The sequence below is a fragment of the Microbacterium alkaliflavum genome (genome assembly GCF_044325405.1).
Classification (GTDB): Bacteria; Actinomycetota; Actinomycetes; order Actinomycetales; family Microbacteriaceae; genus Microbacterium; species Microbacterium alkaliflavum.
The window spans coordinates 1-22,265 of the sequence record NZ_JBIQWL010000007.1 but is presented as its reverse complement, the minus strand read 5'-3'; the positions used below and the strand labels follow the sequence as shown (position 1 = coordinate 22,265).

At 71.5% G+C, this 22,265-nt stretch carries 17 protein-coding genes; 11 read left to right on the top strand and 6 right to left on the bottom strand.

Annotation, left to right across the window (positions count from 1 at the left end):
- Positions 1 to 19: 19 nt before the first annotated feature.
- Complete coding sequence (locus tag ACH3VR_RS16835) at positions 20 to 787, top strand: SDR family oxidoreductase (RefSeq protein WP_397557485.1); 768 nt, start codon at positions 20 to 22, stop codon at positions 785 to 787.
- Positions 788 to 835: 48 nt separating this feature from the next.
- Here ACH3VR_RS16835 and ppsA read toward each other — a convergent pair whose 3' ends face one another.
- The 5 genes from ppsA to fdhA form a co-directional block, all read right to left on the bottom strand.
- Complete coding sequence (ppsA, locus tag ACH3VR_RS16830) at positions 836 to 3,223, bottom strand: phosphoenolpyruvate synthase (RefSeq protein WP_397557484.1); 2,388 nt, start codon at positions 3,221 to 3,223, stop codon at positions 836 to 838.
- Between the two features lie 23 nt (positions 3,224 to 3,246).
- Entirely contained in the window at positions 3,247 to 4,089 is an 843-nt protein-coding gene (locus tag ACH3VR_RS16825; RefSeq protein ID WP_397557483.1) for a pyruvate, water dikinase regulatory protein, read from the bottom strand.
- 91 nt (positions 4,090 to 4,180) lie between these two features.
- Positions 4,181 to 5,065, bottom strand: coding sequence for a helix-turn-helix transcriptional regulator (locus tag ACH3VR_RS16820; RefSeq protein ID WP_397557482.1), 885 nt, complete (start codon positions 5,063 to 5,065; stop codon positions 4,181 to 4,183).
- A 112-nt stretch (positions 5,066 to 5,177) separates the two neighbouring features.
- Positions 5,178 to 5,582: a GlcG/HbpS family heme-binding protein gene (locus tag ACH3VR_RS16815; protein WP_397557481.1), complete on the bottom strand. Its 405-nt coding sequence runs from the start codon at positions 5,580 to 5,582 to the stop codon at positions 5,178 to 5,180.
- Positions 5,583 to 5,644: 62 nt separating this feature from the next.
- On the bottom strand, positions 5,645 to 6,862 hold the full coding sequence (fdhA, locus tag ACH3VR_RS16810; protein ID WP_397557480.1) for a formaldehyde dehydrogenase, glutathione-independent: 1,218 nt from the start codon (positions 6,860 to 6,862) through the stop codon (positions 5,645 to 5,647).
- 146 nt (positions 6,863 to 7,008) lie between these two features.
- Here fdhA and ACH3VR_RS16805 point away from each other — a divergent pair, with 146 nt between their 5' ends.
- Positions 7,009 to 8,274: a helix-turn-helix transcriptional regulator gene (locus ACH3VR_RS16805; RefSeq protein ID WP_397557479.1), complete on the top strand. Its 1,266-nt coding sequence runs from the start codon at positions 7,009 to 7,011 to the stop codon at positions 8,272 to 8,274.
- 16 nt (positions 8,275 to 8,290) lie between these two features.
- Positions 8,291 to 9,190: an N-acyl homoserine lactonase family protein gene (locus tag ACH3VR_RS16800; RefSeq protein ID WP_397557478.1), complete on the top strand. Its 900-nt coding sequence runs from the start codon at positions 8,291 to 8,293 to the stop codon at positions 9,188 to 9,190.
- Here the strand turns inward: ACH3VR_RS16800 and ACH3VR_RS16795 are convergent.
- Positions 9,144 to 9,788 carry a TetR/AcrR family transcriptional regulator gene (locus ACH3VR_RS16795; protein WP_397557477.1) on the bottom strand — a complete coding sequence of 215 codons (645 nt, stop codon included), beginning with the start codon at positions 9,786 to 9,788 and terminating at the stop codon, positions 9,144 to 9,146. The genes ACH3VR_RS16800 and ACH3VR_RS16795 overlap by 47 nt on opposite strands.
- Positions 9,789 to 9,884: 96 nt before the next feature.
- Between ACH3VR_RS16795 and ACH3VR_RS16790 the strand changes: the two genes are divergently transcribed.
- The 8 genes from ACH3VR_RS16790 to ACH3VR_RS16755 all read left to right on the top strand — a co-directional run bounded on the left by ACH3VR_RS16790 (position 9,885) and on the right by ACH3VR_RS16755 (position 21,962).
- Positions 9,885 to 12,605, top strand: a complete 2,721-nt coding sequence (locus ACH3VR_RS16790) for a family 78 glycoside hydrolase catalytic domain (protein WP_397557476.1) — start codon at positions 9,885 to 9,887, stop codon at positions 12,603 to 12,605.
- 30 nt (positions 12,606 to 12,635) lie between these two features.
- On the top strand, positions 12,636 to 13,955 hold the full coding sequence (locus tag ACH3VR_RS16785; protein ID WP_397557475.1) for an MFS transporter: 1,320 nt from the start codon (positions 12,636 to 12,638) through the stop codon (positions 13,953 to 13,955).
- A 143-nt stretch (positions 13,956 to 14,098) separates the two neighbouring features.
- Positions 14,099 to 14,239 (top strand): hypothetical protein, encoded by a 141-nt coding sequence (locus ACH3VR_RS16780; RefSeq protein ID WP_397557474.1) that lies wholly within the window; start codon positions 14,099 to 14,101, stop codon positions 14,237 to 14,239.
- A gap of 148 nt (positions 14,240 to 14,387) precedes the next feature.
- Positions 14,388 to 15,236, top strand: a complete 849-nt coding sequence (locus ACH3VR_RS16775) for an urea amidolyase associated protein UAAP1 (RefSeq protein ID WP_397557473.1) — start codon at positions 14,388 to 14,390, stop codon at positions 15,234 to 15,236.
- Positions 15,233 to 15,967 carry an urea amidolyase associated protein UAAP2 gene (locus tag ACH3VR_RS16770; RefSeq protein WP_397557472.1) on the top strand — a complete coding sequence of 245 codons (735 nt, stop codon included), beginning with the start codon at positions 15,233 to 15,235 and terminating at the stop codon, positions 15,965 to 15,967. The genes ACH3VR_RS16775 and ACH3VR_RS16770 overlap by 4 nt, the downstream gene beginning before the upstream one ends.
- Positions 15,964 to 19,587, top strand: a complete 3,624-nt coding sequence (gene uca / locus ACH3VR_RS16765; protein ID WP_397557471.1) for an urea carboxylase — start codon at positions 15,964 to 15,966, stop codon at positions 19,585 to 19,587. Before ACH3VR_RS16770 ends, uca begins: the two co-directional genes overlap by 4 nt.
- Positions 19,584 to 21,263, top strand: a complete 1,680-nt coding sequence (locus tag ACH3VR_RS16760) for an allophanate hydrolase (RefSeq protein ID WP_397557470.1) — start codon at positions 19,584 to 19,586, stop codon at positions 21,261 to 21,263. Before uca ends, ACH3VR_RS16760 begins: the two co-directional genes overlap by 4 nt.
- Before the next feature lie 42 nt (positions 21,264 to 21,305).
- Positions 21,306 to 21,962, top strand: coding sequence for a TetR/AcrR family transcriptional regulator (locus ACH3VR_RS16755; protein WP_397557469.1), 657 nt, complete (start codon positions 21,306 to 21,308; stop codon positions 21,960 to 21,962).
- The last annotated feature ends 303 nt before the right edge of the window (positions 21,963 to 22,265 follow it).

Sequence of the window (22,265 nt, the reverse complement as noted above, 5' to 3'; positions counted from 1 at the left end):
CCGACGAAGGAGAACAGAAATGGACACCAACCTCACGGGCAAGACCGCCGTCATCACGGGAGGAGCGCGCGGCATCGGCTTCGCCGTCGCGCGATCCCTCGCCGCGGAGGGCGCCGACATCGCGATCCTCGACCTCCTCGACACGGTCGAGGAATCCGCTGAGCGCATCGCCGACGAATTCGGTGTGCGCACGTACGGTCGGCGCCTCGACGTCACGGATCAGGAGGCGACGGATGCCGCGTTCGCGGAGATCGCCGAACGCCTCAGCGTGCCGCAGGTGCTGCTCACGGCTGCGGGCATCGAGATCAACGGGGACTCCATCGACGTCACCGCGAAGGACTGGCGGAAGGTCATCGACGTCAACCTCACCGGCACGTTCTTCGCCACCCAGGCCTTCGGCAGGGGCCTGCTCGCCGCCGATCTGCCGGGCAGCGCCGTGCTGATCTCGTCGATGTCGGGCCTCATCGTCAACGTGCCCCAGTGGGCTGCGTCGTACAACTCGTCGAAGGCCGCCGTCGCGCACCTCGGCAAGTCGCTCGCGGTGGAGTGGGCGGCATCCGACATCCGCGTCAACTCGATCTCGCCCGGCTACGTGCTGACCGACCTCACGCAGCAGATCATCGACCGCGAGCCCGAACTCGAGGCCGACTGGATCTCGCGGATCCCGCAGGGCCGCATGGCGACGCCGCAGGATCTCACCGGGCTCGTCGTCTTCCTCGCCTCGCCCGCCTCGAGCTACCTCACGGGGCAGCAGATCGTGATCGACGGCGGCTACACCGCCGTCTGAGAGGAATCGGGCAGGCCTCCGACCTCTCGGAGGCCTGCCCGGTGTCGGTCAGCCGGCCACGACGTCCTTCGTCTTCGCGAGGCGGAGCCACGTGTCCACGACGGTGTCGGGGTTGAGCGAGACCGACTCGATGCCCTCCGCGACGAGCCATTCGGCGAGGTCGGGGTGGTCGCTGGGGCCCTGCCCGCAGATGCCGATGTACTTGCCCTGCGCGCGGCAGGCCTGGATGGCCATGGACAGCAGCTTGAGCACGGCGGGGTCGCGTTCGTCGAACGTGTCGGCGACGAGAGAGCTGTCGCGGTCGAGGCCGAGGGTGAGCTGCGTCATGTCGTTCGAGCCGATCGAGAAGCCGTCGAAGAACTCGAGGTAGTCGTCGGCGAGCAGGGCGTTGGTGGGCAGCTCGCACATCATGATGACCTTGAGGTCGTTGGCCCCGCGGCGCAGTCCGTTCTCGGCGAGCAGCTCGACGACCGAGTGGCCCTCGGCGACGGTGCGGACGAACGGCACCATGACCTGCACGTTGGTGAAGCCCATCTCGTCGCGCACATACTTCAACGCCTCGCACTCCATGTCGAAGCAGGCGCGGAAGTCGGGGGAGATGTAGCGGGAGGCTCCGCGGTACCCGATCATCGGGTTCTCCTCGTCGGGCTCGTACCGCTCACCGCCGATGAGGTTGGCGTACTCGTTCGACTTGAAGTCGCTCATCCGCACGATCACAGGCTCGGGCGCGAACGCGGCCGCGATCATCGAGACGCCCTCCGCGACGCGCTGCACGAAGTAGTCGCGCGGCGACGCGTAGGCGGCGATGCGGTCGTCGATCTCGGCGCGCAGCTCCTCCGGCAGGGTGTCGTGCTCCAGCAGCGCGCGGGGGTGGATGCCGATCTGCCGGTTGATGATGAACTCGAGGCGCGCGAGCCCCACGCCGCGGTGCGGGAGGCGCGAGAACGAGAACGCCTGGTCGGGGGTGCCGACGTTCATCATGATCTTGACCGGTGCGTCGGGCATCTTGTCGAGGTGGGTCTCCTCTTCGGCGAAGTCGAGGATGCCGTCGTAGACGAACCCGGTGTCGCCTTCGGCGCACGAGACGGTGACGGGCTGCCCGTCCTGCAGGGTGCGGGTGCCGTCGCCGGTGCCGACGACGGCCGGGATGCCGAGCTCGCGGGCGATGATCGCCGCGTGGCAGGTGCGGCCGCCTCGGTTGGTGACGATCGCCGCGGCGCGCTTCATGATCGGCTCCCAGTCGGGGTCGGTCATGTCGGCGACCAGGACGTCGCCGGTCTGGAACTCGCGCATCTGCGCGATGTCGCTGAGCACGCGGACGGGGCCGGCGCCGATGCGCTGCCCGATGGCGCGGCCGGCGACGGCGACGGTGCCCTTCTCGTGCAGCCGGAAGCGGCGGATGACGTTCGCCGAGGCGCGGGAGACGACGGTCTCGGGACGGGCCTGCAGGATGTACAGCTGTCCGTCCACGCCGTCCTTGCCCCATTCGATGTCCATGGGGCGGCCGTAGTGGTCTTCGATGATGAGGGCCTGACGGGCGAGCTCCTCGAGCTCGGCATCCGTGATCGAGAACTGCGCGCGGGCCTCCAGCGGAACGTCGAGGAACGCCGTGCTCGACCCGGCCGCGCGGCTGTCGGTGTACCGCATCGCGATGGCCTTCTCACCCACGGAGCGCTTCAGCACGGCGGGGCGGCCCGCGCGGAGGGCGGGCTTGGAGACGTAGAACTCGTCGGGGTTGACGGCGCCCTGCACGACGGCCTCGCCCAGCCCGTACGAGCTGGTCACGAACACTGCCTGGTCGAAGCCCGACTCCGTGTCGACGGTGAACATGACCCCCGACGCGCCGACGTCGGAGCGCACCATCCGCTGCACGCCCGCCGAGAGGGCGACGTCGTGGTGGTCGAAGCCGTGGTGCGCGCGGTACGCGATGGCGCGGTCGTTGTACAGCGACGCGTAGACGCTGCGGATCGCGGCGAGCACGTTGTCGATGCCCCCGACGTTGAGGAACGTCTCCTGCTGGCCCGCGAACGAGGCATCCGGAAGATCCTCGGCCGTCGCCGACGACCGCACCGCCCATGTCACCGTCTCCGGCTCGGCATCCCGCTCGACGAGGCGCTCGTAGGCGGAGCGGATGTCGCGCTCGAGATCGGCAGGGAGGGGGTGCTCTTCGATCCAGGCGCGGATCTCGGTGCCGACGTGCGTCAGCCGCGTCACGTCGTCCACGTCGAGCCCGTCGATCGCGGCGCGGATGCGGCCGCCCAGATCATCGTGCGCGAGGAACCGGCTGTAGGCGTCGGCGGTCGTCGCGAACCCTCCGGGCACGCGCACGCCGAGGTCGGCGAGATTGGAGACCATCTCGCCCAGCGACGCGTTCTTGCCGCCCACCTGGGGCAGGTCTGCCATGCCGAGCTCGTCGAACCAGAGGATGTTGCTCATGAGGACTCTCCTTCGTGGGCGGGTCAGGGCCGGAGCCTGAGGGTCTGCAGGATCACGGCCGACATCTCCTCGACGCTTTTCGTCGAGGAGTTGAGGAATGGGACACGGTTGCGGCGGTAGAGGTCTTCCGCGCGGCGGAGCTCGACGGTGCACTGCGCGAGGCTCGCGTACCGCGAGTCGGGGCGCCGCTCGTGCCGCACCTGGCTGAGCCGAAGGGGCGTCGTCGTGATGCCGAAGCATCGTGACGCGTACGGCGCGACGAGCCGGGGCAGACCCTCGGTGGGGAAGTCGTCGTCGGTGAGCGGGTAGTTCGCGACGAGCAGTCCGTACTGGAGGGCGAGGTACATCGTCGTCGGCGTCTTGCCGCAGCGGCTGGGCGCGATGATGATGACGTCCGCGAGGTCGAGCGCCCGCGAGCTCTGCCCGTCGTCGTGCTCGATCGCGTACTCGACGGCGCGCATGCGCGCGAAGTACTGCGTCGCATCGCCGAGCTGGTGGAACTGGCCGAGCTGCTCCGACGCCGTCGTGCCGAGCGCCGTCTCGAGCTCGGTCAGGTGGCCGCCGAGCAGGTCGATGAGAGTGGCGGGGGCGGATGCCAGCATCGCGCTCACCGAGGCGTTCTTCGTCGTCGCGAAAACGATCGGTGACAGACCGGCGTCGGCATCGCGGGCGATGTCGCGCACGACGTTCGCGGCGCCCTCCGGCGTGTCGACGAACGGGATCGTGTGCTTGACGAACGCGAATCCCGGGAAGTTCGCGAGCAGGGCGTTGCCGAGCGTCTCGGCCGTGATGCCGGTGCTGTCCGACACGAAGTAGGCCGCACGCGTCTGCTTCACGACACGGATCCCGCCGCTCCTCGACTCCATGACTTGACGCTAGAGCCACCTCTGGGGGTGTTTGCGGCAGATCTAGGTGGCAAAGATCGAGGTTCTTGCCACTGTGGCAAGCCTGGGATCGTCAGGAGTCGGCGGGAGCGCTCTCGGGCCGGAGCGAGGGCAGCTCACCGCTCGCCGCCCAGCTGGCGAGCAGCGTGAGCGCGTCGGCCGACGGCGAGCCGGGCTCGGCCGTGTAGGTCGACAGCGAGAGGCCCGGATCGGCGGGGAGATCGAAGGCCTCGTAGGTGAGCTCGAGGTCGCCGACGACAGGGTGGTGGATCTTCTTGACGCCGCTGCGGTGGTAGCGCACGTTGTGCGCGGCCCACAGGGTGCGGAACCGATCGGAGCGCGTCGAGAGCTCGCCCACGAGGTCGGTGAGCCGCTTGTCGAACGGGTTGCGTCCGGCCTCGCTGCGCATCGTGGCGACGAGCTCCTGCGTCACCCGGTCCCAATCGAGGTAGAACTCCCGCGCCGCCGGATCGAGGAACGCGAAGCGTGCGCTGTTGGGTGCGGGATCTTCGAAAACGGGCGCGTAGAGCGCGCGTCCGAGGAGATTGGCCGCCATGTAGTCGAAGTGGTTGCTGCGGATGAGCGCCGGTGCCTCGGTGATGGCGTCGAGCAGCCGCCGGACGCTCGGCCGGATCGCCTCGGTGCGCTGGCGGGGCTTGCGGGCGACGGGCGAGCGATTGGCCGTGCGGGCCAGGTCGAACAGGTGTGCCGTCTCGGCGTCGTCGAGCTGCAGACCGCGGGCGAGGGCCTCGAGCACTCCGTCGGAGACGCCGGAGAGGTCGCCGCGCTCCAGCCGCGTGTAGTAGTCGACGCTGACCCCGGCGAGCAGTGCGACCTCTTCGCGCCGGAGCCCCGCGACCCGCCGGTTTCCGCCGAACGCGGGCAGTCCGGCCTGGTCGGGGGTGAGGCGCGCCCTCCGCGTGGAGAGGAACTCGCGCACTTCGCTGCGGTGATCCATTCTTCGACGGTACGCGCGGGAGTGCGCCGGTGGGAGGGCCTGCCAGTACCCGCCTGCGCCTGCGGGATGGCGCCTTCGGACTCCTGACGCGGAGCCCGAAGGCGCTCGTCGGTCAGAGCGCGGCGGCGCCGGCCTCGGCGACGGTCTGGTTCTGCTCACCCGAGCCGCCGGAGACGCCGACGGCGCCGACGACCTTGCCGTCGCGCGTGAGCGGCACGCCGCCCGCGAAGATCGCGACGCCGCGGCCGTGCGCGTTGGTGGTGTGGATGCCGAAGAACTGCTGGGTCGGCTGCGAGTTGTCGCCGAGGTCCTTCGTGGAGATGTCGAAGGCCTTCGAGGTCCACGCTTTGCTGATCGAGATCTCGATGCTGCCGATCCAGGCGCCGTCCTGGCGCACGTGGGCGACGAGGTTGCCGCCGGCGTCGACGACGGCGATGTTCATGGGCTGGCCGATCTCGTCGGCGCGCTTCTCGGCGGCGGCGATGACACGGCGGGCGTCTTCGAGGGTGACGGACATGGGCATTCCTTTCGTTGGGGGCGAGGGATGCCTCGGGTCGAGGCATCCCGAATCGAGCTGTCTCAGGACTTGATGTAGCCGTTGGGGTTGAGGACGTACTTCTTGGCCGCACCGTGGTCGAAGTCGGCGTAGCCCTGCGGCGCGTCGTCGAGGGCGATCGGGGTCGCGTGGACGGCTTTCGCGATCTGCACCTTGTTGTGCAGGATCGCCATCATCAGCTGCCGGTTGTAGCGCATGACGGGGCACTGGCCCGTCGTGAACGCCAGCGACTTCGCCCAGCCCAGTCCGAGCCGCAGCGACAGCGACCCGGTCTTGGCGGCCTCGTCGACCCCGCCCGGGTCGCCCGTGACGTACAGGCCCGGGATGCCGAGCGCACCGCCGGCGGCGGTGAGATCCATGAGGGAGTTCAGCACCGTCGCGGGTGCCTCGTGCGAGGCATCCGATCCGTGCCCGCGCGCCTCGAAGCCGACTGCGTCGACGCCCGCGTCGACTTCGGGGACGCCGAGGATCTGCTCGATCTGGTCCTTCGGGTCGCCCTTGGACACGTCGACGGTCTCGCAGCCGAACGACCGCGCCTGCGCGAGGCGGTCCTCGTTGAGGTCGCCCACGATCACGACGGCGGCGCCGAGCAGCTGCGCACCGACAGCGGCGGCGAGCCCGACCGGTCCCGCCCCCGCGATGTAGACGGTCGAGCCCGGGCGGACGCCTGCGGTGTAGGCGCCGTGGAAGCCGGTGGGGAAGATGTCGGACAGCATCGTGAGGTCGAGGATCTTCTCCAGCGCCTGGTCGCGGTCGGGGAAGACGAGCAGGTTCCAGTCGGCGTAGGGGACGAGGACGTATTCGGCCTGCCCGCCGACCCAGCCGCCCATGTCGACGTAGCCGTAGGCGGAGCCGGGGCGGTCGGGGTTGACGTTGAGGCAGATGCCGGTCTTGCCCTCCTTGCAGTTGCGGCACCGACCGCAGGCGATGTTGAACGGCACCGAGACGATGTCGCCGACCTTGACGAACTCGACGTCGGGTCCGACCTCGACGACCTCGCCGGTGATCTCGTGCCCGAGCACGAGCCCCGCAGGCGCGGTCGTGCGGCCGCGCACCATGTGCTGGTCGGAGCCGCAGATGTTCGTCGACACGGTGCGCAGGATCGCGCCGTGCGGAACCTTGCGGCCGACGTTGGCGGGGTTGACCCCGGGCCCGTCCTTCAGCTCGAACTCGGGATAGGGAGTGTCGACGACCTCGACGACCCCCGGCCCCTTGTACGCCACCGCGCGATTCCCGGGCATGATCGCCCCTCTCCCGGGCGTCAGCGCCCGCTCGCCTCACCGGCCCTGTCACCGGCTGAAGCGAGCATCCCTTACGCGTTCGGACGCGGGCCATCGCTCACGGGGACCGTCTTACCCACCCGAACGGGTGGGCCTATCGTGGTGGCATGGCCGACGGCGGAGTCGACGCGACAGCTGACACCCTGCGCGCGCTCGTGGAGACGGTCACGGCTCCGGCCCACGCCCTCGCCGAGCGCCTCTCCCTGCTCGTCTCGGCGTTCGTCCCGCACGACGCGCTCATCGTCCTCGCCGCCGACGCATCCGGGGGTCATCGCGTCGGCGCGGGGGCCGCCCGCTTCGTCGGGGGCGTGTCGTATCTGGTCCTCGACGAGCTGCGCCGCACGGGGATGCCCGACTCGGCCCGTCGCACGACGCTGGACGTCGACGGGGTCGGCGTCGAGGTGCTCCAGCTCACCGCGCGCAACGGGGCGCTCCTCCTGCTGGCCGAGCCGCGCCCGACCGGCGACGAAGCGGTCGTGCTCGATCTGTGGAACGTCGTCGCGCTGCGAGTGCAGGATCTGGCGGATGCCGCTCCGCCGCTGTATCTGCAGCTCGCCCGGGCGAGCTCCGGCGAGCGGATGGAGGCGCTGACCGAGCTCTCCGACGAATACTCCACGACGCTCGAGACCGTGCTTGCGGCACTGCGCTCGGCCTCACTCGACGACGCGGCGGCTCGCGCTTCGGCGACGGCCGTGGCGGCGGAGGGGCTCGTGCACCTGCGGACGGCGAGCGACCGCGTGCGGGCGTTCACGGAGGAGCCCGTCACGACGGCGTTCCAGCGGCTCCGCGACGACCTGCGTCCGCTTGTGCGCTACCGCGACATCGAAGTGCAGTTCGTCGAGCCGCCCGTCGACGGGCGACCGCTACCGAGCGAGGTCGCGCACGGAGCGCGGGCCGTCGTGCGGGGGTCGATCCTCGCGCTCATCGAGAACCCGCACGTCGGGCGCGTGCGCGTCCAGTGGGACTGCGACGGCACGAACCTGCTCATCGACATGCGCGACGACGGTCGCGGCGAGGCTGTCGACGACTCGATCCAGCTGCAACTCACGCGCGACCGCATCCACGCCCTCGGCGGACACCTGACCCGCCACGTGACACCCGGCTGGGGCACCGAGATGGCGATCGTCATCCCGCTCGATCCGCCGCGATCGGCGGGCGGCGTGCCCGTCGCGTGGGCCCTGCGCCCTCGCGAGGTCGACGTGCTCCAGCGCCTCGCGGCGGGGCGACGCAACCGCGACATCGCCGCCGAGCTGTCGATCAGCGAGAACACCGTGAAGTTCCACGTCGCGGGCGTCTACCGCAAGCTCGGCGTGCAGAGCCGTGCCGAGGCGACGGCGCTCTATCTGTCGCGCATGGGCTCGGCGCTGTCCTGACCATCGGCGGCACGGCATGAGCGTCGGCGTCAGCATCCTGCAGACGGGCACCGTCCGCATCCGTCCCAGCCAGCGGATGCAGTCGGCGTCCAAGCCCGTCGTGCTGCGCCGCATGAAGATGCTCTTCGGCGACCGCGAGTGGACCGAGCCGCTGCCGATCAACGCCTATCTCATCGAGCATCCGGACGGCCCGATCCTCGTCGACACGGGGGAGTCGCCGCACGCGACGGAACGGGGGTGGATGCCGCGCTGGCATCCCTTCTTCCGCCGCTGCGTCGACGTCCACGTCGCGCCCGACGAGGGCATCGGCACGCTGCTCGCGCGGCGCGGCATCCGACCCGCCGACCTCCGCGCGGTCGTGCTGACGCATCTCCATCATGATCATGCCGACGGGCTCGGCGACGTCGTGGGGCCGCCCGTGCTGCTGTCGCGGGAGCACTGGCAGGCGTTCCGCCGGCCGTTCCGGGCCACGCTCGAAGGGGCGCTGCCGAAGCACTGGCCCGCCGGGTTCGAGCCGTCGATCCTCACGAAGACCGGCCCTCCGCTCGGCCCTTGGCAGACGACCTTTCCGATCACCGCAGATGGCCGCGTCGTCGCGGTCCCCACGCCGGGGCACGTCCCCGGGCACCTCTGCGTCGTCGTCTTCGCCGAGGCGGCGACCTACCTCATCGGGGGCGATGTCACCTACGCGCAGGATCTGCTCGACCGAGAGCTCACCGACGGCGTGAACACACGGCCGCGGCTCGCGACCCTGCAGCTTCGCACCATAAAGACGTTCGCCGCGCAGCAGCCGATCGTGCTCCTGCCGGCGCACGACCCTGCCGGCGCGGCGCGGCTCGCCGCCGGGGAGGTCTACCGGCCGTCGGCGCTCAAGCCGGAGCCGAAAGGTCGACGGTCGCACCCGAGCGCAGGATGATCGGCGCGAGCCGCTCGAGGTGCACGCGCGACATCCCGGCGAAGTCGAGGGTGCCGCCCGAGAGCACCCACTGCAGCTGGAGCCCGTCGGCCACCGCGACGCACTCGCGCGCGAGAGCCCGATAGTCGATCTCGTCGCGCAGGAGGCCGGCCGCGGCATCCTGTTCGAATCCCGTCGCGATCTGGTCGATGACCCTCTCGTACCGCTCCGCGAAGAGGTGGTGCGCGGCGCTGGACGGGTCGGCCGCGGCGGCCGTGACGAGCACGAACAGCTCCATCAGCTCGGGCTGCGACGCGTAGAGCCGGGCGACGTCGTTCATCACCCGCAGCGTCCGCGTGCCGTCGGACGCCTCGATCGGCTCGAGCGCACGTGCCGCGGCGAGGTCGAAGCGGCGCTCCGCGAGCGCGAGCAGGAGATGCTGCTTGGTCTCGAAGTGGTGCTTGACGCCGGGCGTCGTGAGTCCGACGTCGCGGGCGATGTCGGCGAGCGACGTCGCGGCGTAGCCCGCGTCGCGGAACCGACGCTGCGCGGCATCGAGGATGCGCTCGCGGCGCTCGCGGCCCACCGTGTAGCTGCCGCGGGGCGATGAGTCGGTCACGTCGTCACGCTATCCCACATGCTAAAACCTTACGCGTAAGGTTTTTGTGATACCCTCGCCGAAGTGCGCTTCCGGGCGCCGGCAAAGGAGCAGGGAATGACCGAGTCGCGGTGCGCCGATCTTCGCGTGGAGTACCAGCGCGCGCCGCGCGCCATCGGCACCGCGACGCCGCGGTTCTCCTGGACCGTCGACCACGCGCAGCTCGCCTACGAGCTGGAGGTGACGGACGCCGACGGCCGGTCCGTCTGGAGCACGGGGAGCGTGGGCTCCGCCGCGAGCTCGCAGATCTCCTTCGCGGGGGAGGATCTGCGATCGGATGCCGACTACCGGTGGCGGGTGCGCAGCATCGGGGTCTATGGCCCGACCCCGTGGGCCGAGTCGACGTTCGCGACGGCGCTCCTGAGCCCCGCCGCTTGGAGCGCGCGCTGGGTCGAGCCCGACCAGGACGACACGCTCGTCGAGCGCTGGAGCATCGTCGACTGGATCCGCGGCACCGGGCCCGATACGCCTCCCCGCACTCGGCTGCGTCCCGCGCGGCTGCTCCGCGGCACTGTGACGGTGGGCGAGGGGGTCGTGCAGGCGCGCCTGCACGCGTCGGCGCGCGGTGTGTACACGGCGTGGATCAACGGCCTCCGCGCCGGCGACGAGGTGCTCGCCCCCGGATTCGACAGTTACCTGCACCGCATCTCGACGCAGACCTATGACGTCGCGCTGCGTGCGGGCGAGAACGTGCTCGCGTTCGCGCTCGCCGACGGCTGGTGGGCGGGCCGCATCGGGCTGACGGGCTCGAGCGCACAGTTCGGCACGCGCACGGCCCTCATCTGGCAGCTCCACGTTACCTACGCCGACGGGCGGGTCGAGGTGATCGGCTCCGACGGCGGGATGCGCAGCGCGACGGGCGGCTGGGACTACGCCGACCCGTTCGTCGGCGAGCGGTTCGATCGACGCGCCGAGCCGGAGGGCTGGCGGATGCCGGGGTTCGACGACGCGCGGTGGTCGCCCGTGACGCCGATCGACGCCGACCGGTCGGTGCTCGTCCCCTTCACAGGTGAGCCGATCCGCCGCGTCGCCGAGCTCGCCCCCACCTCGATCACCGAGACGGAGGAAGGGATCGTCGTCGACTTCGGCCAGGTGATCGCGGGGCGGGTGCGGCTCCGCCTCCGCGGGTTGTCGCGCGGCCGAGAGATCACGCTCGAGCACACCGAGACGCTCGACGCCGCCGGCGACTGGTTCCAGAACATCGTCGGGATCGACAAGGACCAGACCGACGTCTTCGTATCGGCCGGCGGCGACGACGAGTGGGAGCCCGAGTTCACGTTCCACGGCTTCCGGTACGCGCGCGTGTCGGGGCTCCAAGCATCCCTCGACCCGTCCGACATCGTCGCGGTCGTGCTGTCGAGCGATCTGGAGCAGACCGGGACGTTCACGACATCCGACCCGCGGCTCAACCGCCTGCACGACAACGTCGTGTGGAGCCAGCGCGCCAACTTGCTCTCCGTGCCGACGGACTGCCCGCAGCGCGAGCGCGCCGGCTGGACCGGCGACGCGCAGGTGTTCGCCGCCGCCGCGACGAACAACGCGCTCGTCGCGCCGTTCCTGAGCCGCTGGCTCGACAACCTCCGCGCCGACCAGCTCCCCGACGGCCGGGTGCCGATCACCTCTCCGCGCTCGCCGTTCGACATCGCCGAGGCGGAGCATGCGACGGGCATCGGGGCGATCGTCTCGTCGGCAGGCTGGAGCGACGCGATCGCCTTCGTGCCGTGGACGCTGTACGAGCGGTACGGCGACGAGCGCGTGCTCGCGGACAACTATCCGGCCGTGCTGGCCTGGATCGACCACCAGCGCAGCCGGGCTCGCGCCGAGCTGCCGCCATCCCTGGCCGGCGTCCCGTTGAGCATCGAGCGCCGTGCCGCGCAGGCGCTCCTCTACAACTCCGGCGATCACTTCGGCGACTGGCTCACGCCGTCGACCATCGCGGGCAGACCGCTGCACGAGGCGATCGGCATCGCCCCGGCCCTCACCAGCGAGTACCTCGCGCCGATGTTCCAGGCTCAGACGCTCACGCTCGCGTCCCGCATGGCCGAGGTGCTCGGAAAGGGAGCGGATGCCGCGCGGCTCGCCGCTGAGGCCGCGTCGGTGCGCGCCGCCTTCGCTGCCGAGTACGTGGACGCCGACGGGCGCCTGCCCGTCGAACTGCAGGGCCCGCACGCGATCGCGCTCTCCTTCGACATGATCCCCGCCGATCGCCGCGCCGGCACGGCGGGCCACCTCGCCGCGCTCGTCCGCGCGAACGGCGACCGCCTCGACACGGGGTTCCTCTCGGTGCCGTACCTGCTCGACGCGCTGTGGGATGGCGGCCACCGCGACCTCGCGCGGCGCCTGCTGTGGCAGCGCGAGTCGCCGTCCTGGCTGTACGCCGTCGACCACAGCGCGACGACGATCTGGGAGTCGTGGGATGCCATCGGCTCCGACGGGTCGGTTCGTCCGGTCTCGCTGAACCACTACGCGTTCGGCTGCGTCGACGACTGGCTCTACCGCCGCGTCGCCGGCCTCCAGCCCACGGCGCCCGGCTGGCGCCGGGTGCGCATCGAGCCCGATCTCGACGCCGGTGTCGAGAGCGCCTCCGCGCACGTCGGAACCCCCGCGGGGCGCCTCGCCGTCGACTGGCGCCGGAGCGGCGACGAGGTGCGCGTGCGCGTCGCGGTGCCGTCCGGCGTCGATGCCGTCCTCGTCCTCGGCGACACGACGATCGCGCTGACGCCCGGCGCCACGGAGCACGTCGTGCCCGTGGCATCCCCCCTCCTGTCCGTCCCCTGAGCCCCCACCCACCCGAACGAAGGAACGACGATGTCCGAAAAGTTCGCCGGCGCCGATGCCGGCCTCTCCACGGAGCCGAAGCTCGAATACACCGCCACCGGATCGGTGCAGACCTGGCCGCCCGTGCGCCGGGGATTCCTGGTCGTCCTCGGGCTCGCCGTCGCCGCCGTCAACGGCGCGCTGCTCGCGAGCGCCGTGCTGACGCTCTCGCTGAAGTCGGCGGCGATCGGCGGCGACGCCGATGCCACCACGGTGCTGTCGATCGTCACGTCGATCGGCGCCCTGTTCGCGCTCATCGGGTACCCCGTCATCGGACGCCTGAGCGACCGCACCCTCGGTCGCTTCGGGCGGCGCCGCCCCTACCTCTTCGCCGCCGCCGCGCTCATCGCGGTGGGCGCCCTGCTGCAGATCGCGGCCGCCGACGTGTTCGTCCTCATCGGGTCGTACGTCGTGCTCACGCTCGGCGCGGTGTGCGGGCTCGTGGCGGCCGGCGCGCTCGTTCCCGACCAGATCGCCCCGGAGCGCCGCGGCACGCCGTCCGCGATCATCGGCCTGGGCGCCCCGCTCGGCGCGGTGCTCGGACTGTTCCTCGCGCAGCTCGTGCAGCCGAACATCGTCGCGATGATCGCACTGCCGGCGGGCGTCGCCGTCGTCGCGTCCGTCGCACTCGGCCTCTTCATCGCCGACAAGCCGCTCGCGCGTCACCTGCGCCCGGAGTTCCAGTTCCGCGAATTCCTCGGCACGTTCTGGGTCAGCCCCGCGAAGCACCCCAGCTTCGCGTGGGCTTGGGCGAGCCGCCTGATGATCTTCTTCGGCGTGGCCGCCGTCAACGCGTACCAGGCGTTCTACCTGATCATGGTGCAGCACCAGGACCCCGCGACCGTGGGCACCGCGATCTTTGTCGCGACGCTCATCCTCACGGGCGTCTCCATCGTCTTCGCTCCGCTGTTCGGCAAGATCTCCGACAAGGTCGGCCGCCGCAAGCCCTTCGTCATCACCGCCGCGATCATCTTCGCCGCGGGGCTCGGCCTCGTGGCCCTCGCCGACAGCTACCCGATGTTCCTCCTCGCGATCGCCGTCATGGGACTCGGCCAGGGCGTGTACTTCGCGGTCGACTTCGCGCTCATCACCGAAGTGCTGCCCGACCCCGAGAACCCTGCGAAGGATCTCGGCATCATGAACCTGGCCAGCAGCCTGCCCTCGTCGCTCGTCCCCGCCATCGCCCCCGCGCTGCTCGCGATCGGGGCGTCGGCGACGAGCCCGGTCAACTTCACGGCGCTGTTCGTGGCCGGCGCGCTCGCCGCCGTCCTCGGCGCGCTGTTCATCCTGCCGATCCGCGGGGTTCGCTGATTTCAAGCAAACTCTTGTCCTTATGTAAGGACAAAAGTAGGATGGCGGGCGAAGGGATCGAAGCTGATCCCTCCGTCCGCCTCTCACGTATCGTCAGGCGACCGGCGGACGGTCATCCACGCAGGCGACCAAGGATGAGAGACATGTCCGCTCTCCGCGACGCGTCGACGGTCCTCCACTCCCACGACGACGAACTTCCCGGACCGCTCGACGTAGCGGTCGACGATGACCTTCGGTGGCCGCTCGTCACCTACTGCGCGGCGTGCGTCCTGGGATACGACTGATCCCGTCCGGCTGATCCATGCGGGGCGCGAGAGCGACCTCGCGTCCGTCACACGGACGAAACATCCTCACAACGGCCGGGACACAGAGCCCCTGCATACTCCGAGATAACTATCGCTCGACAGTTATTCGTTGCAGGGAGACCGATCGATGACCACGGATGCAGTGGCCCACAACACCGATACCGTCGGCAACGCTCGTGCGGACGCACGGTCGCAGGGCGGCCAGACGAGTCCGCACATGCCCTACCTGCCCGCATCCTCGTCGCCGCACGTTCCCGCCGGCGTCGACCCCGCGGAGCTGACCTGGGCCGAGACGGTCGCCCCCGGCGGATACACGCACCGCGTGCTCGCCCGCGGCACCCGTCTGCGGCTCGACGATCCGACCGGCGACGCGAACGCACACGTCCTGCTCTTCAACGCGCTCGAGCCCTGGGAGCGCCTCAACACGGCCGACACCGTGAAGATCCCGTGGCAGGCCTACCTCGGGGCGGGGCATCCGCTCCTCTCGGGCGACGGCCGCGCGCTCGCGACGATCGTCGGTGACACCTCGGGGCGCCACGACGCACTGTTCGGCACGACGACGGATGCCGCCAACCTCGCCCGCTACTCAGATGCACGCCCCGAGGGGCCGGCGCCGTCGGGCCGCGCGCTGTTCGTGAAGGCCGCTGCGAAGCACGGCCTCGGCCCGCGCGACCTGCCGCCGAGCGTGTCGTTCTTCCAGGGCGTGCGCGTCGGCGTCGACGGTGCGGCCGAGTGGCTCGGCTCCGTCGGGCCGGGCGGCTCGGTGACGCTCGTCGCGGAGCTGCCGCTCATCGTGCTGATCGCGAACGTCGCGCACCCCCTCGACCCCCGGGCCGAGTACCGCGTGGGCGAGCTGCGCGTGCACGCATGGCGCGGCGAGCCGACGCTCCCCGGCGCGCCGCTCTTCGACGCGTCGCCCGAGTCGCGGCGCGCCTACCTCAACACCCTCGACTATGCGGAGGCCCGCGGACTATGAGCACCCCCATCACGCCCACGGCGATCGCCAGCACGGTCCCCGTCGGCGCCGTCGCCGCACCCGACTCGCCCCTGGACTGGGCGACGAGCGCCGTCGCGGGCCGCGTCGTCGCCGACGACCGTGTCGCGTCGAACGCGTCGTGGTCGGCCGTGATCGCGGCGGGGCACGTGCTGACGATCGTCGACGTCGGCGGCAACCAGTCCGCCGACTTCCTCGTCTACGACGCGCACGACACCGCCCACCGCTACAGCGCCCCCGACACCCTCGCGGCCCAGCGCAACGCCTACCTGCGTGAGGGCTCCGTGCTGCTCTCGAACGAGGCGCTGCCGCTCATGACGGTCGTCGTGAACGAGATCGATCGCCAGGACACGATCGGCGGCGCCTGCTCGAAGGAGTCGAACACGCTCCGGTACGGGCATCACGTCGCCTTCCAGCACGCGTGCCGAGAGAACTTCCTCAGCGAGGGCGCGGTGCACGGGCTCGGCGCGCGCGACCTCGTCTCGAACATCAACTGGTTCATGAACGTGCCGGTCGAGGCGGACGGGAGCCTCGGCATCGTCGACGGGATGAGCGCGCCCGGCAAGCGTGTGGCGCTGCGCGCAGAGCGCGACGTGCTCGTCGTCGTGTCGAACTGTCCGCAGATGAACAACCCGTGCAACGACTTCAACCCCACACCGCTGCGGATGATCACGGTCGATCCGAGCGACCCGGTCGAGGAGGCACGCCGATGACCGCTCTCTCGCGCGACACCGTCCTGATCGCCAACCGCGGCGAGATCGCCCGACGCGTCATCCGCTCGGCCCGCGAGCTCGGGATGCGGACCGTCGCCGTGTACTCCGATGCCGACCGCGCGGCTCCGCACGTCCGCGAGGCCGACGACGCCGTCCGCCTCGGCCCCGCCGCGCCCAAGGAGTCGTACCTGCGTGCCGACGCCGTGCTCGAAGCTGCACTGTCGACGGGCGCAGGACTCATCCACCCCGGATACGGGTTCCTCTCCGAGAACCTGTCGTTCGCCGCGGCGGTCGAGGGCGCAGGCATCCGGTTCGTCGGCCCGTCCGCCGCGCAGATCGCCGCGTTCGGCGAGAAGCACACGGCGCGCGAGCTGGCGCAGCAGGCCGGCGTGCCCATGCTCCAAGGGACGGGACTGCTCTCCGACGCCGACGAGGCGGTCGCCGCCGCCGACGCGATCGGCTATCCCGTCATGGTCAAGGCCACAGGTGGCGGCGGAGGCATCGGCATGCAGGCGTGCTTCAGCCCGACCGAGGTCCGCGACGCCTTCGCGCGCGTCGCGGCGCTCGCCGCGGCGAATTTCGGATCGACCGGCATCTTCCTCGAGCGGTTCGTGCGCCCCGCGCGCCACGTCGAGGTGCAGCTGTTCGGTGACGGCGAGGGGCGCGTCGCCGTCTTCGGCGACCGCGACTGCTCGCTGCAGCGCCGCAATCAGAAGGTCGTCGAGGAGGCCCCCGCGCCCGCCCTCCCCGACCACGTGCGCGAGCTGCTGCACCGGTCGGCGCGCGAGCTCGCGGCATCCGTCTCGTACCGCAGCGCCGGGACCGTCGAGTTCGTCTACGACCCCGCGCGCGAGGAGGCGTCGTTCCTCGAGGTCAACACGCGACTGCAGGTCGAGCACCCCGTCACGGAGGAGGTGTTCGGAGTCGACCTCGTCGCGATGATGCTCACGCTCGCGCGCGACGGCGCCGTCGGTCTCGCCGACGACGTCTTCACGCGGGAGTGGATCCCGCAGGGCGTGGCGGTCGAGGCACGCGTCTACGCGGAGGATCCGGGCAGGAACTCCCTGCCGTCGACGGGGCTCGTCACGCGTGCCTCCTTCCCCGGCCAGGGGATCGACCCGATCGCCGGCGTGCGCGTCGACGGCTGGATCGAGGACGGCACCGAGGTCACGGCGTCGTACGACCCGATGCTCGCCAAGGTCATCGCCCACGCCGAGGACCGCCCCGCCGCGCTCGGCCTGCTCGGAGACGCCCTCGGCGCGAGCCGCGTCGACGGCATCGTCACGAACCTCGGCCTGCTCCGCTCGCTCGCAGTGCTCCCCGCGCTCGTCGCGGCGAGCCACAGCACCTCGACGCTCGACGTCACGCAGGACCCCGAGCCGCGCGTCGACGTGATCGCGCCGGGCGCCATGACGACGGTGCAGGACCTGCCGGGCCGGGTCGGCTATTGGCAGATCGGCGTTCCGCCGAGCGGACCGTTCGACCGCGTGTCGTTCGCCGAAGCCAACCTCGCGGTCGGCAATCCCGAGGGGGCACCGGGGCTCGAGATCACGCTCACGGGGCCGACCCTGCGCTTCTCGCATGCCGCGGTGATCGCGGTGACGGGCGCGCCGGCGGCGATCACGGTCGACGGAGAGCGGATGCCGCTGTGGGAGCCGATCCGCATCCCCGCCGGCGCGACCCTCGCGATCGGCCCCGCGACGGGGCCGGGTCTGCGCACCTACGTCGCGATGCGCGGCGGGCTCGACGTTCCGAGCTACCTCGGGAGCGCCTCGACCTTCACCCTCGGCGGGTTCGGCGGCCACGGCGGCCGTGCACTGCTCGCGGGCGACGTGCTGCGCCTCGGGCCCGCGGCATCCGGTGCCGACGAGGCGCTCGGCGACGGCACGCCCGCCGAACGTCGTCCGGCCCTGACCCACTCGTGGACGATCGGCGTGACGGAGGGCCCGCACGCGGCGCCCGAGTTCTTCACACGAGGCGACCTCGACGCGTTCTACGCGACCGACTACGAGGTGCACCTCAACTCGGCCCGCACCGGCGTGCGCCTCATCGGCCCGAAGCCGCAGTGGGCGCGTCCCGACGGCGGCGAGGCGGGCCTGCACCCGTCGAACATCCACGACACGCCCTACGCCGTCGGCGCGATCGACTTCACGGGCGACACGCCCATCGTCCTCGGCCCCGACGGGCCCTCGCTCGGCGGCTTCGTGTGCCCCGCCGTCGTCGCGAGCGGCGAGCTGTGGAAGGTCGGCCAGCTGCGCCCCGGCGACCGCGTGCGGTTCGCGCCGGTGGCCGAGGCCGACGCCCCCGCGCTCGCCGCCCGTCGTTCCGCTCCGACGCTCCTCACACGCGGCGGCGACGGCGACGACGGCGTGTACGCGCGGCGGGAGGCCACCGACGCGGGTCCGTCGGTGACGTACCGCCGCGACGGCGACTCGAACGTCCTCGTCGAGTACGGTCCCATGCAGCTCGACCTCGCCCTGCGCATGCGCGTGCACGCCCTGCAGGAGACGCTCGCCGCGCACGCGCCGAAGGGCGTCGTCGATGTCACGCCCGGCATCCGCTCGCTGCAGGTCCACACCGATCCCGAGATCCTGCCGGCGTCGAAGATGGCCGTGCTCCTGCGGGAGCTCGAGGACGAGGTGCCGCCGACGAGCGAGCTCGTCGTGCCGTCGCGCACGGTCCGGCTGCCGCTGAGCTGGGACGACCCCGCGACGCGCCTCGCGATCGAGCGGTACATCAACGGCGTCCGCAGCGACGCGCCGTGGACGCCCTGGAACATCGAGTTCATCCGCCGCATCAACGGGCTCGACTCGGTCGACGACGTGTACCGCACGGTCTTCGACGCGAGCTACCTCGTGCTCGGCCTCGGCGACGTGTACCTCGGCGCGCCGGTCGCGACGCCGCTCGACCCCCGGCACCGCCTCGTCACGACGAAGTACAACCCCGCCCGCACGTGGACGGCCGAGAACTCGGTCGGCATCGGCGGCGCGTACATGTGCATCTACGGCATGGAGGGGCCGGGCGGCTATCAGTTCGTCGGCCGCACGGTGCAGATCTGGAACCGCTTCCGCCGCGGCGGCCTGTTCCAGGAGAACCCGTGGGCGCTGCGGTTCTTCGACCGCATCGAGTGGTACCCCGTCTCGGCCGACGAGCTGTTCGAGCTGCGCGCCGAGACCGACGCGGGCCGCGGACGGTTCGAGACGACCGAGGGCACCTTCTCGATCGCCGAGTACTCGCGGTTCCTCGACGACAACGCCGGATCGATCGCCGAGTTCCGCGACCGGCAGGGCGCCGCGTTCGCCGAGGAGCGCGAGCGCTGGCGCCTCGCCGGCGAGTTCGAGCGCTCGGACGAGCCTCCCGCGCCGGCCGCCCCCACCGAGGTCACGATCCCCGAGGGCGCCGAGCCCGTGTACGCGCCGTTCGCGTCGACCGTCTGGCAGGTCTCGGTCGACGTGGGCGCGACCGTGGCCGCAGGTGACGCGATCCTGTCGGTCGAGGCCATGAAGATGGAGTCGAAGGTCATCGCTCCGCGCGCCGGGCGGGTGCTCGAACTGTATGCCTCACCCGGGGAGCAGGTCGCACCCGGACAGATCCTCGCCGCGATCGGAGCCCACGCATGATCCGCCGCACCACCGCCCGTGCCGCAGTCGACCGCGCCCTCATCCGGATCGCCGAGGTCGACCGACCCGAGATCTGGATCTCGCTGCGCTCCGCCGACGACCTCGCCGCCGAGGCCGCCCGGGTCGACGCGCGCGTCGCGGCGGGGGAGGACCTCCCGCTCGCGGGGCTCACGGTCGCCGTGAAGGACAACATCGACGTCGCGGGCCTCGTGACGACGGCGGGCTCGGCATCCTTCGCGTACGAGCCGGTCGTCGACGCGACGGCCGTCGCGCGCCTCCGGGCCGCGGGCGCGATCGTCATCGGCAAGACGAACCTCGACCAGTTCGCGACGGGCCTCGTGGGCACGCGGTCGCCATTCGGCGCCGTCCGCAACGCGTGGGATCCGGCGCGCATCTCGGGCGGCTCGTCGTCGGGGTCGGGGGTCTCGGTCGCACTCGGCATCGTCGACGTCGCGCTCGGCACCGACACGGCGGGCTCGGGCCGCGTCCCGGCGGCGCTCAACGGCATCGTCGGCGTCAAGCCCACGAAGGGGCTCGTGCCCACGACGGGCGTCGTCCCCGCGTGCCGTACGCAGGACGTCGTGACGGCGTTCGCGCGCGACCTCGCGACGGCGCGGCTCGCGATCGAGACGATGACCGGCGTCGACGGCAGCGATCCGCTGGCCCGGACGGATACCGCGTTCTCTGCGCTGCCCGCACGTGCCCGGCTCGCCGTGCCGCTGCCGACACAGCTGGACGGGCTCGCCGCCGGGTGGCGCGAGGCGTTCGCCGCCGCCGTCGCGACGGCTCGCGCTGCCGGATTCGACGTCGTCGAGCGCGACATCTCGGCGCTCCTCGACGCCGCCCGTCTCCTCTACGACGGGGCCTTCGTCGCGGAGCGGTACGCCGCCGTCGGCGCGCACATCTCGGCGCACCGCGATCTCATCGGCGGCGACCTCGACGAGACGGTGGCGGGCATCATCCTCGCCGGCGCGGCACCCGCCGCCCACGACCTGTTCGCCGACCTCGAGCGACTCGACGACCTGCGTCTGCGGGGCACGGAGGCGCTCGACGGCTGCGTCGCGCTGCTCACCCCGACCACGACATGGCACCCGACGCTCGCCGAGGTCGCGGCCGACCCCGTCGGCGCGAACTCGCGCATGGGCAGGTACACCAACTTCGCGAACCTGCTCGACATGGCCTCGCTCGCGGTGCCTGCCGGATTCGTCGACGGCCTGCCGTTCGGCGTCATGCTGACGGGGCCCGCGTTCACCGACCGGGTGCTCGCGCAGATCGCGCAGCGCTTCGACGCCGCGCCGCGACGGCTGTTCGTCGTCGGCGCGCACCTGCGCGGCCAGCCGCTCAACCGCCAGCTCGTCGCAGCCGGCGGCCGCCTCGTCGGCGACGCCTCGACGGCGGACGAGTACGCGTTCCACGCGCTCGCCGTGTCTCCTCCCAAGCCGGGTCTCGTCCACACGGGGCCGGGCGGTGCGGCCATCGAGGGTGAGGTGTGGGAGCTGCCCGCGGCCGGGTTCGCCGCGGTCGTCGACGCCGTCCCGCCGCCCCTGTCGATCGGATCGGTGCTGCTGGAGGACGGCACGCGCGTCGCGGGGTTCCTCGCGACGCCCGGCGCGCTCGACGGCGCCGTCGACATCTCTGCGCTCGGCGGCTGGCGCGCTCACCTCGCAACGGTCTGATGCACGACCGGCATCCTCGCGCGACCGTGCGAGGATGCCGGTATGAGCACGTCGCCCCGCGCCCGAGCCGGCCGGCCCCGGGCCACTGCCGCGACGACACAGCTCGCGCCGCGCGACGAGATCCTCGACGCCGCCGCCGCGCTGTTCGTCGAGAAGGGGTTCGCCGCGACGTCGACGCGCGAGATCGCCGAGCGCATCGGCATCCGTCAGGCCTCGCTCTACTACCACTTCGCCGGCAAGGACGACATCCTCGTCGAGCTGCTCGAGCGCACCGTGCGCTCGAGCGTCGAACTCGCGCGCGAGCTCCGCGCCGATTCCGCGCTCGACCCCGCCGCGGCCCTGCACCTGCTCGCGGTGCGCGACGTCGAGTCGCTCGCGTCGGCGCCCCACAACATCGGCACGCTCTATCTGCTGCCCGAGGCAGGCCGCGAGCGGTTCGACGGGTTCCGCGCGTCGCGGCGCGAGCTGCGCGACGCCTACGGCGCGTTCGCGAGGGATGCCGCGACCGACGCCCTGCGCGACACCTGGACCGCCCGCGAGCTGGGTGACGCGATCATCCATCTCGTCGAGATCGTGATCCCGCTGCGGCGGGACGGCGAGGCGATCGACGCGGTGCGCATCGCCGACGGATGCCTCCGCCTGTGCGGCCTCGGCGACGAGGCGATCGCGCGGGCGCGGGCCCTCACCGCCGCGCGCTGAGCGCACTTCGCAGCCGCACGTCGAGCCGCCGCGCAGCCGCGCTCAGCACCCTCCGCGCAGCCGCGCGCCGCGCCGTCCGCGCAGCCGCGCGCCGAAGCCTCCGAATAGCGGCCGAACAGCGGCCGATCCGCTGTGGGGACACTGTTACACGCCTGAAACGGAGCGGCAATCGGTGTGGAATCGCCGGCCTTCACACTCGAACCAACGATAACGGGTGAGTCCCATAGCGTGGTGTCAATTCCTGCGGGGCTCTCGTCGTCGCTGACGATGAAGGGCCACCGTGGGATGACCAGTTGTTTCCGG

Excerpts from the sequence above, each read along its gene's own strand:
- ACH3VR_RS16835 (WP_397557485.1), top strand. The coding sequence starts at position 20 with ATGGACACCAACCTCACGGGCAAGACCGCCGTCATCACGGGAGGAGCG.
- ppsA (WP_397557484.1), bottom strand. The coding sequence starts at position 3,223 with ATGAGCAACATCCTCTGGTTCGACGAGCTCGGCATGGCAGACCTGCCC.
- ACH3VR_RS16825 (WP_397557483.1), bottom strand. The coding sequence starts at position 4,089 with ATGGAGTCGAGGAGCGGCGGGATCCGTGTCGTGAAGCAGACGCGTGCG.
- ACH3VR_RS16820 (WP_397557482.1), bottom strand. The coding sequence starts at position 5,065 with ATGGATCACCGCAGCGAAGTGCGCGAGTTCCTCTCCACGCGGAGGGCG.
- ACH3VR_RS16815 (WP_397557481.1), bottom strand. The coding sequence starts at position 5,582 with ATGTCCGTCACCCTCGAAGACGCCCGCCGTGTCATCGCCGCCGCCGAG.
- fdhA (WP_397557480.1), bottom strand. The coding sequence starts at position 6,862 with ATGCCCGGGAATCGCGCGGTGGCGTACAAGGGGCCGGGGGTCGTCGAG.
- ACH3VR_RS16805 (WP_397557479.1), top strand. The coding sequence starts at position 7,009 with ATGGCCGACGGCGGAGTCGACGCGACAGCTGACACCCTGCGCGCGCTC.
- ACH3VR_RS16800 (WP_397557478.1), top strand. The coding sequence starts at position 8,291 with ATGAGCGTCGGCGTCAGCATCCTGCAGACGGGCACCGTCCGCATCCGT.
- ACH3VR_RS16790 (WP_397557476.1), top strand. The coding sequence starts at position 9,885 with ATGACCGAGTCGCGGTGCGCCGATCTTCGCGTGGAGTACCAGCGCGCG.
- ACH3VR_RS16785 (WP_397557475.1), top strand. The coding sequence starts at position 12,636 with ATGTCCGAAAAGTTCGCCGGCGCCGATGCCGGCCTCTCCACGGAGCCG.
- ACH3VR_RS16780 (WP_397557474.1), top strand. The coding sequence starts at position 14,099 with ATGTCCGCTCTCCGCGACGCGTCGACGGTCCTCCACTCCCACGACGAC.
- ACH3VR_RS16775 (WP_397557473.1), top strand. The coding sequence starts at position 14,388 with ATGACCACGGATGCAGTGGCCCACAACACCGATACCGTCGGCAACGCT.
- ACH3VR_RS16770 (WP_397557472.1), top strand. The coding sequence starts at position 15,233 with ATGAGCACCCCCATCACGCCCACGGCGATCGCCAGCACGGTCCCCGTC.
- uca (WP_397557471.1), top strand. The coding sequence starts at position 15,964 with ATGACCGCTCTCTCGCGCGACACCGTCCTGATCGCCAACCGCGGCGAG.
- ACH3VR_RS16760 (WP_397557470.1), top strand. The coding sequence starts at position 19,584 with ATGATCCGCCGCACCACCGCCCGTGCCGCAGTCGACCGCGCCCTCATC.
- ACH3VR_RS16755 (WP_397557469.1), top strand. The coding sequence starts at position 21,306 with ATGAGCACGTCGCCCCGCGCCCGAGCCGGCCGGCCCCGGGCCACTGCC.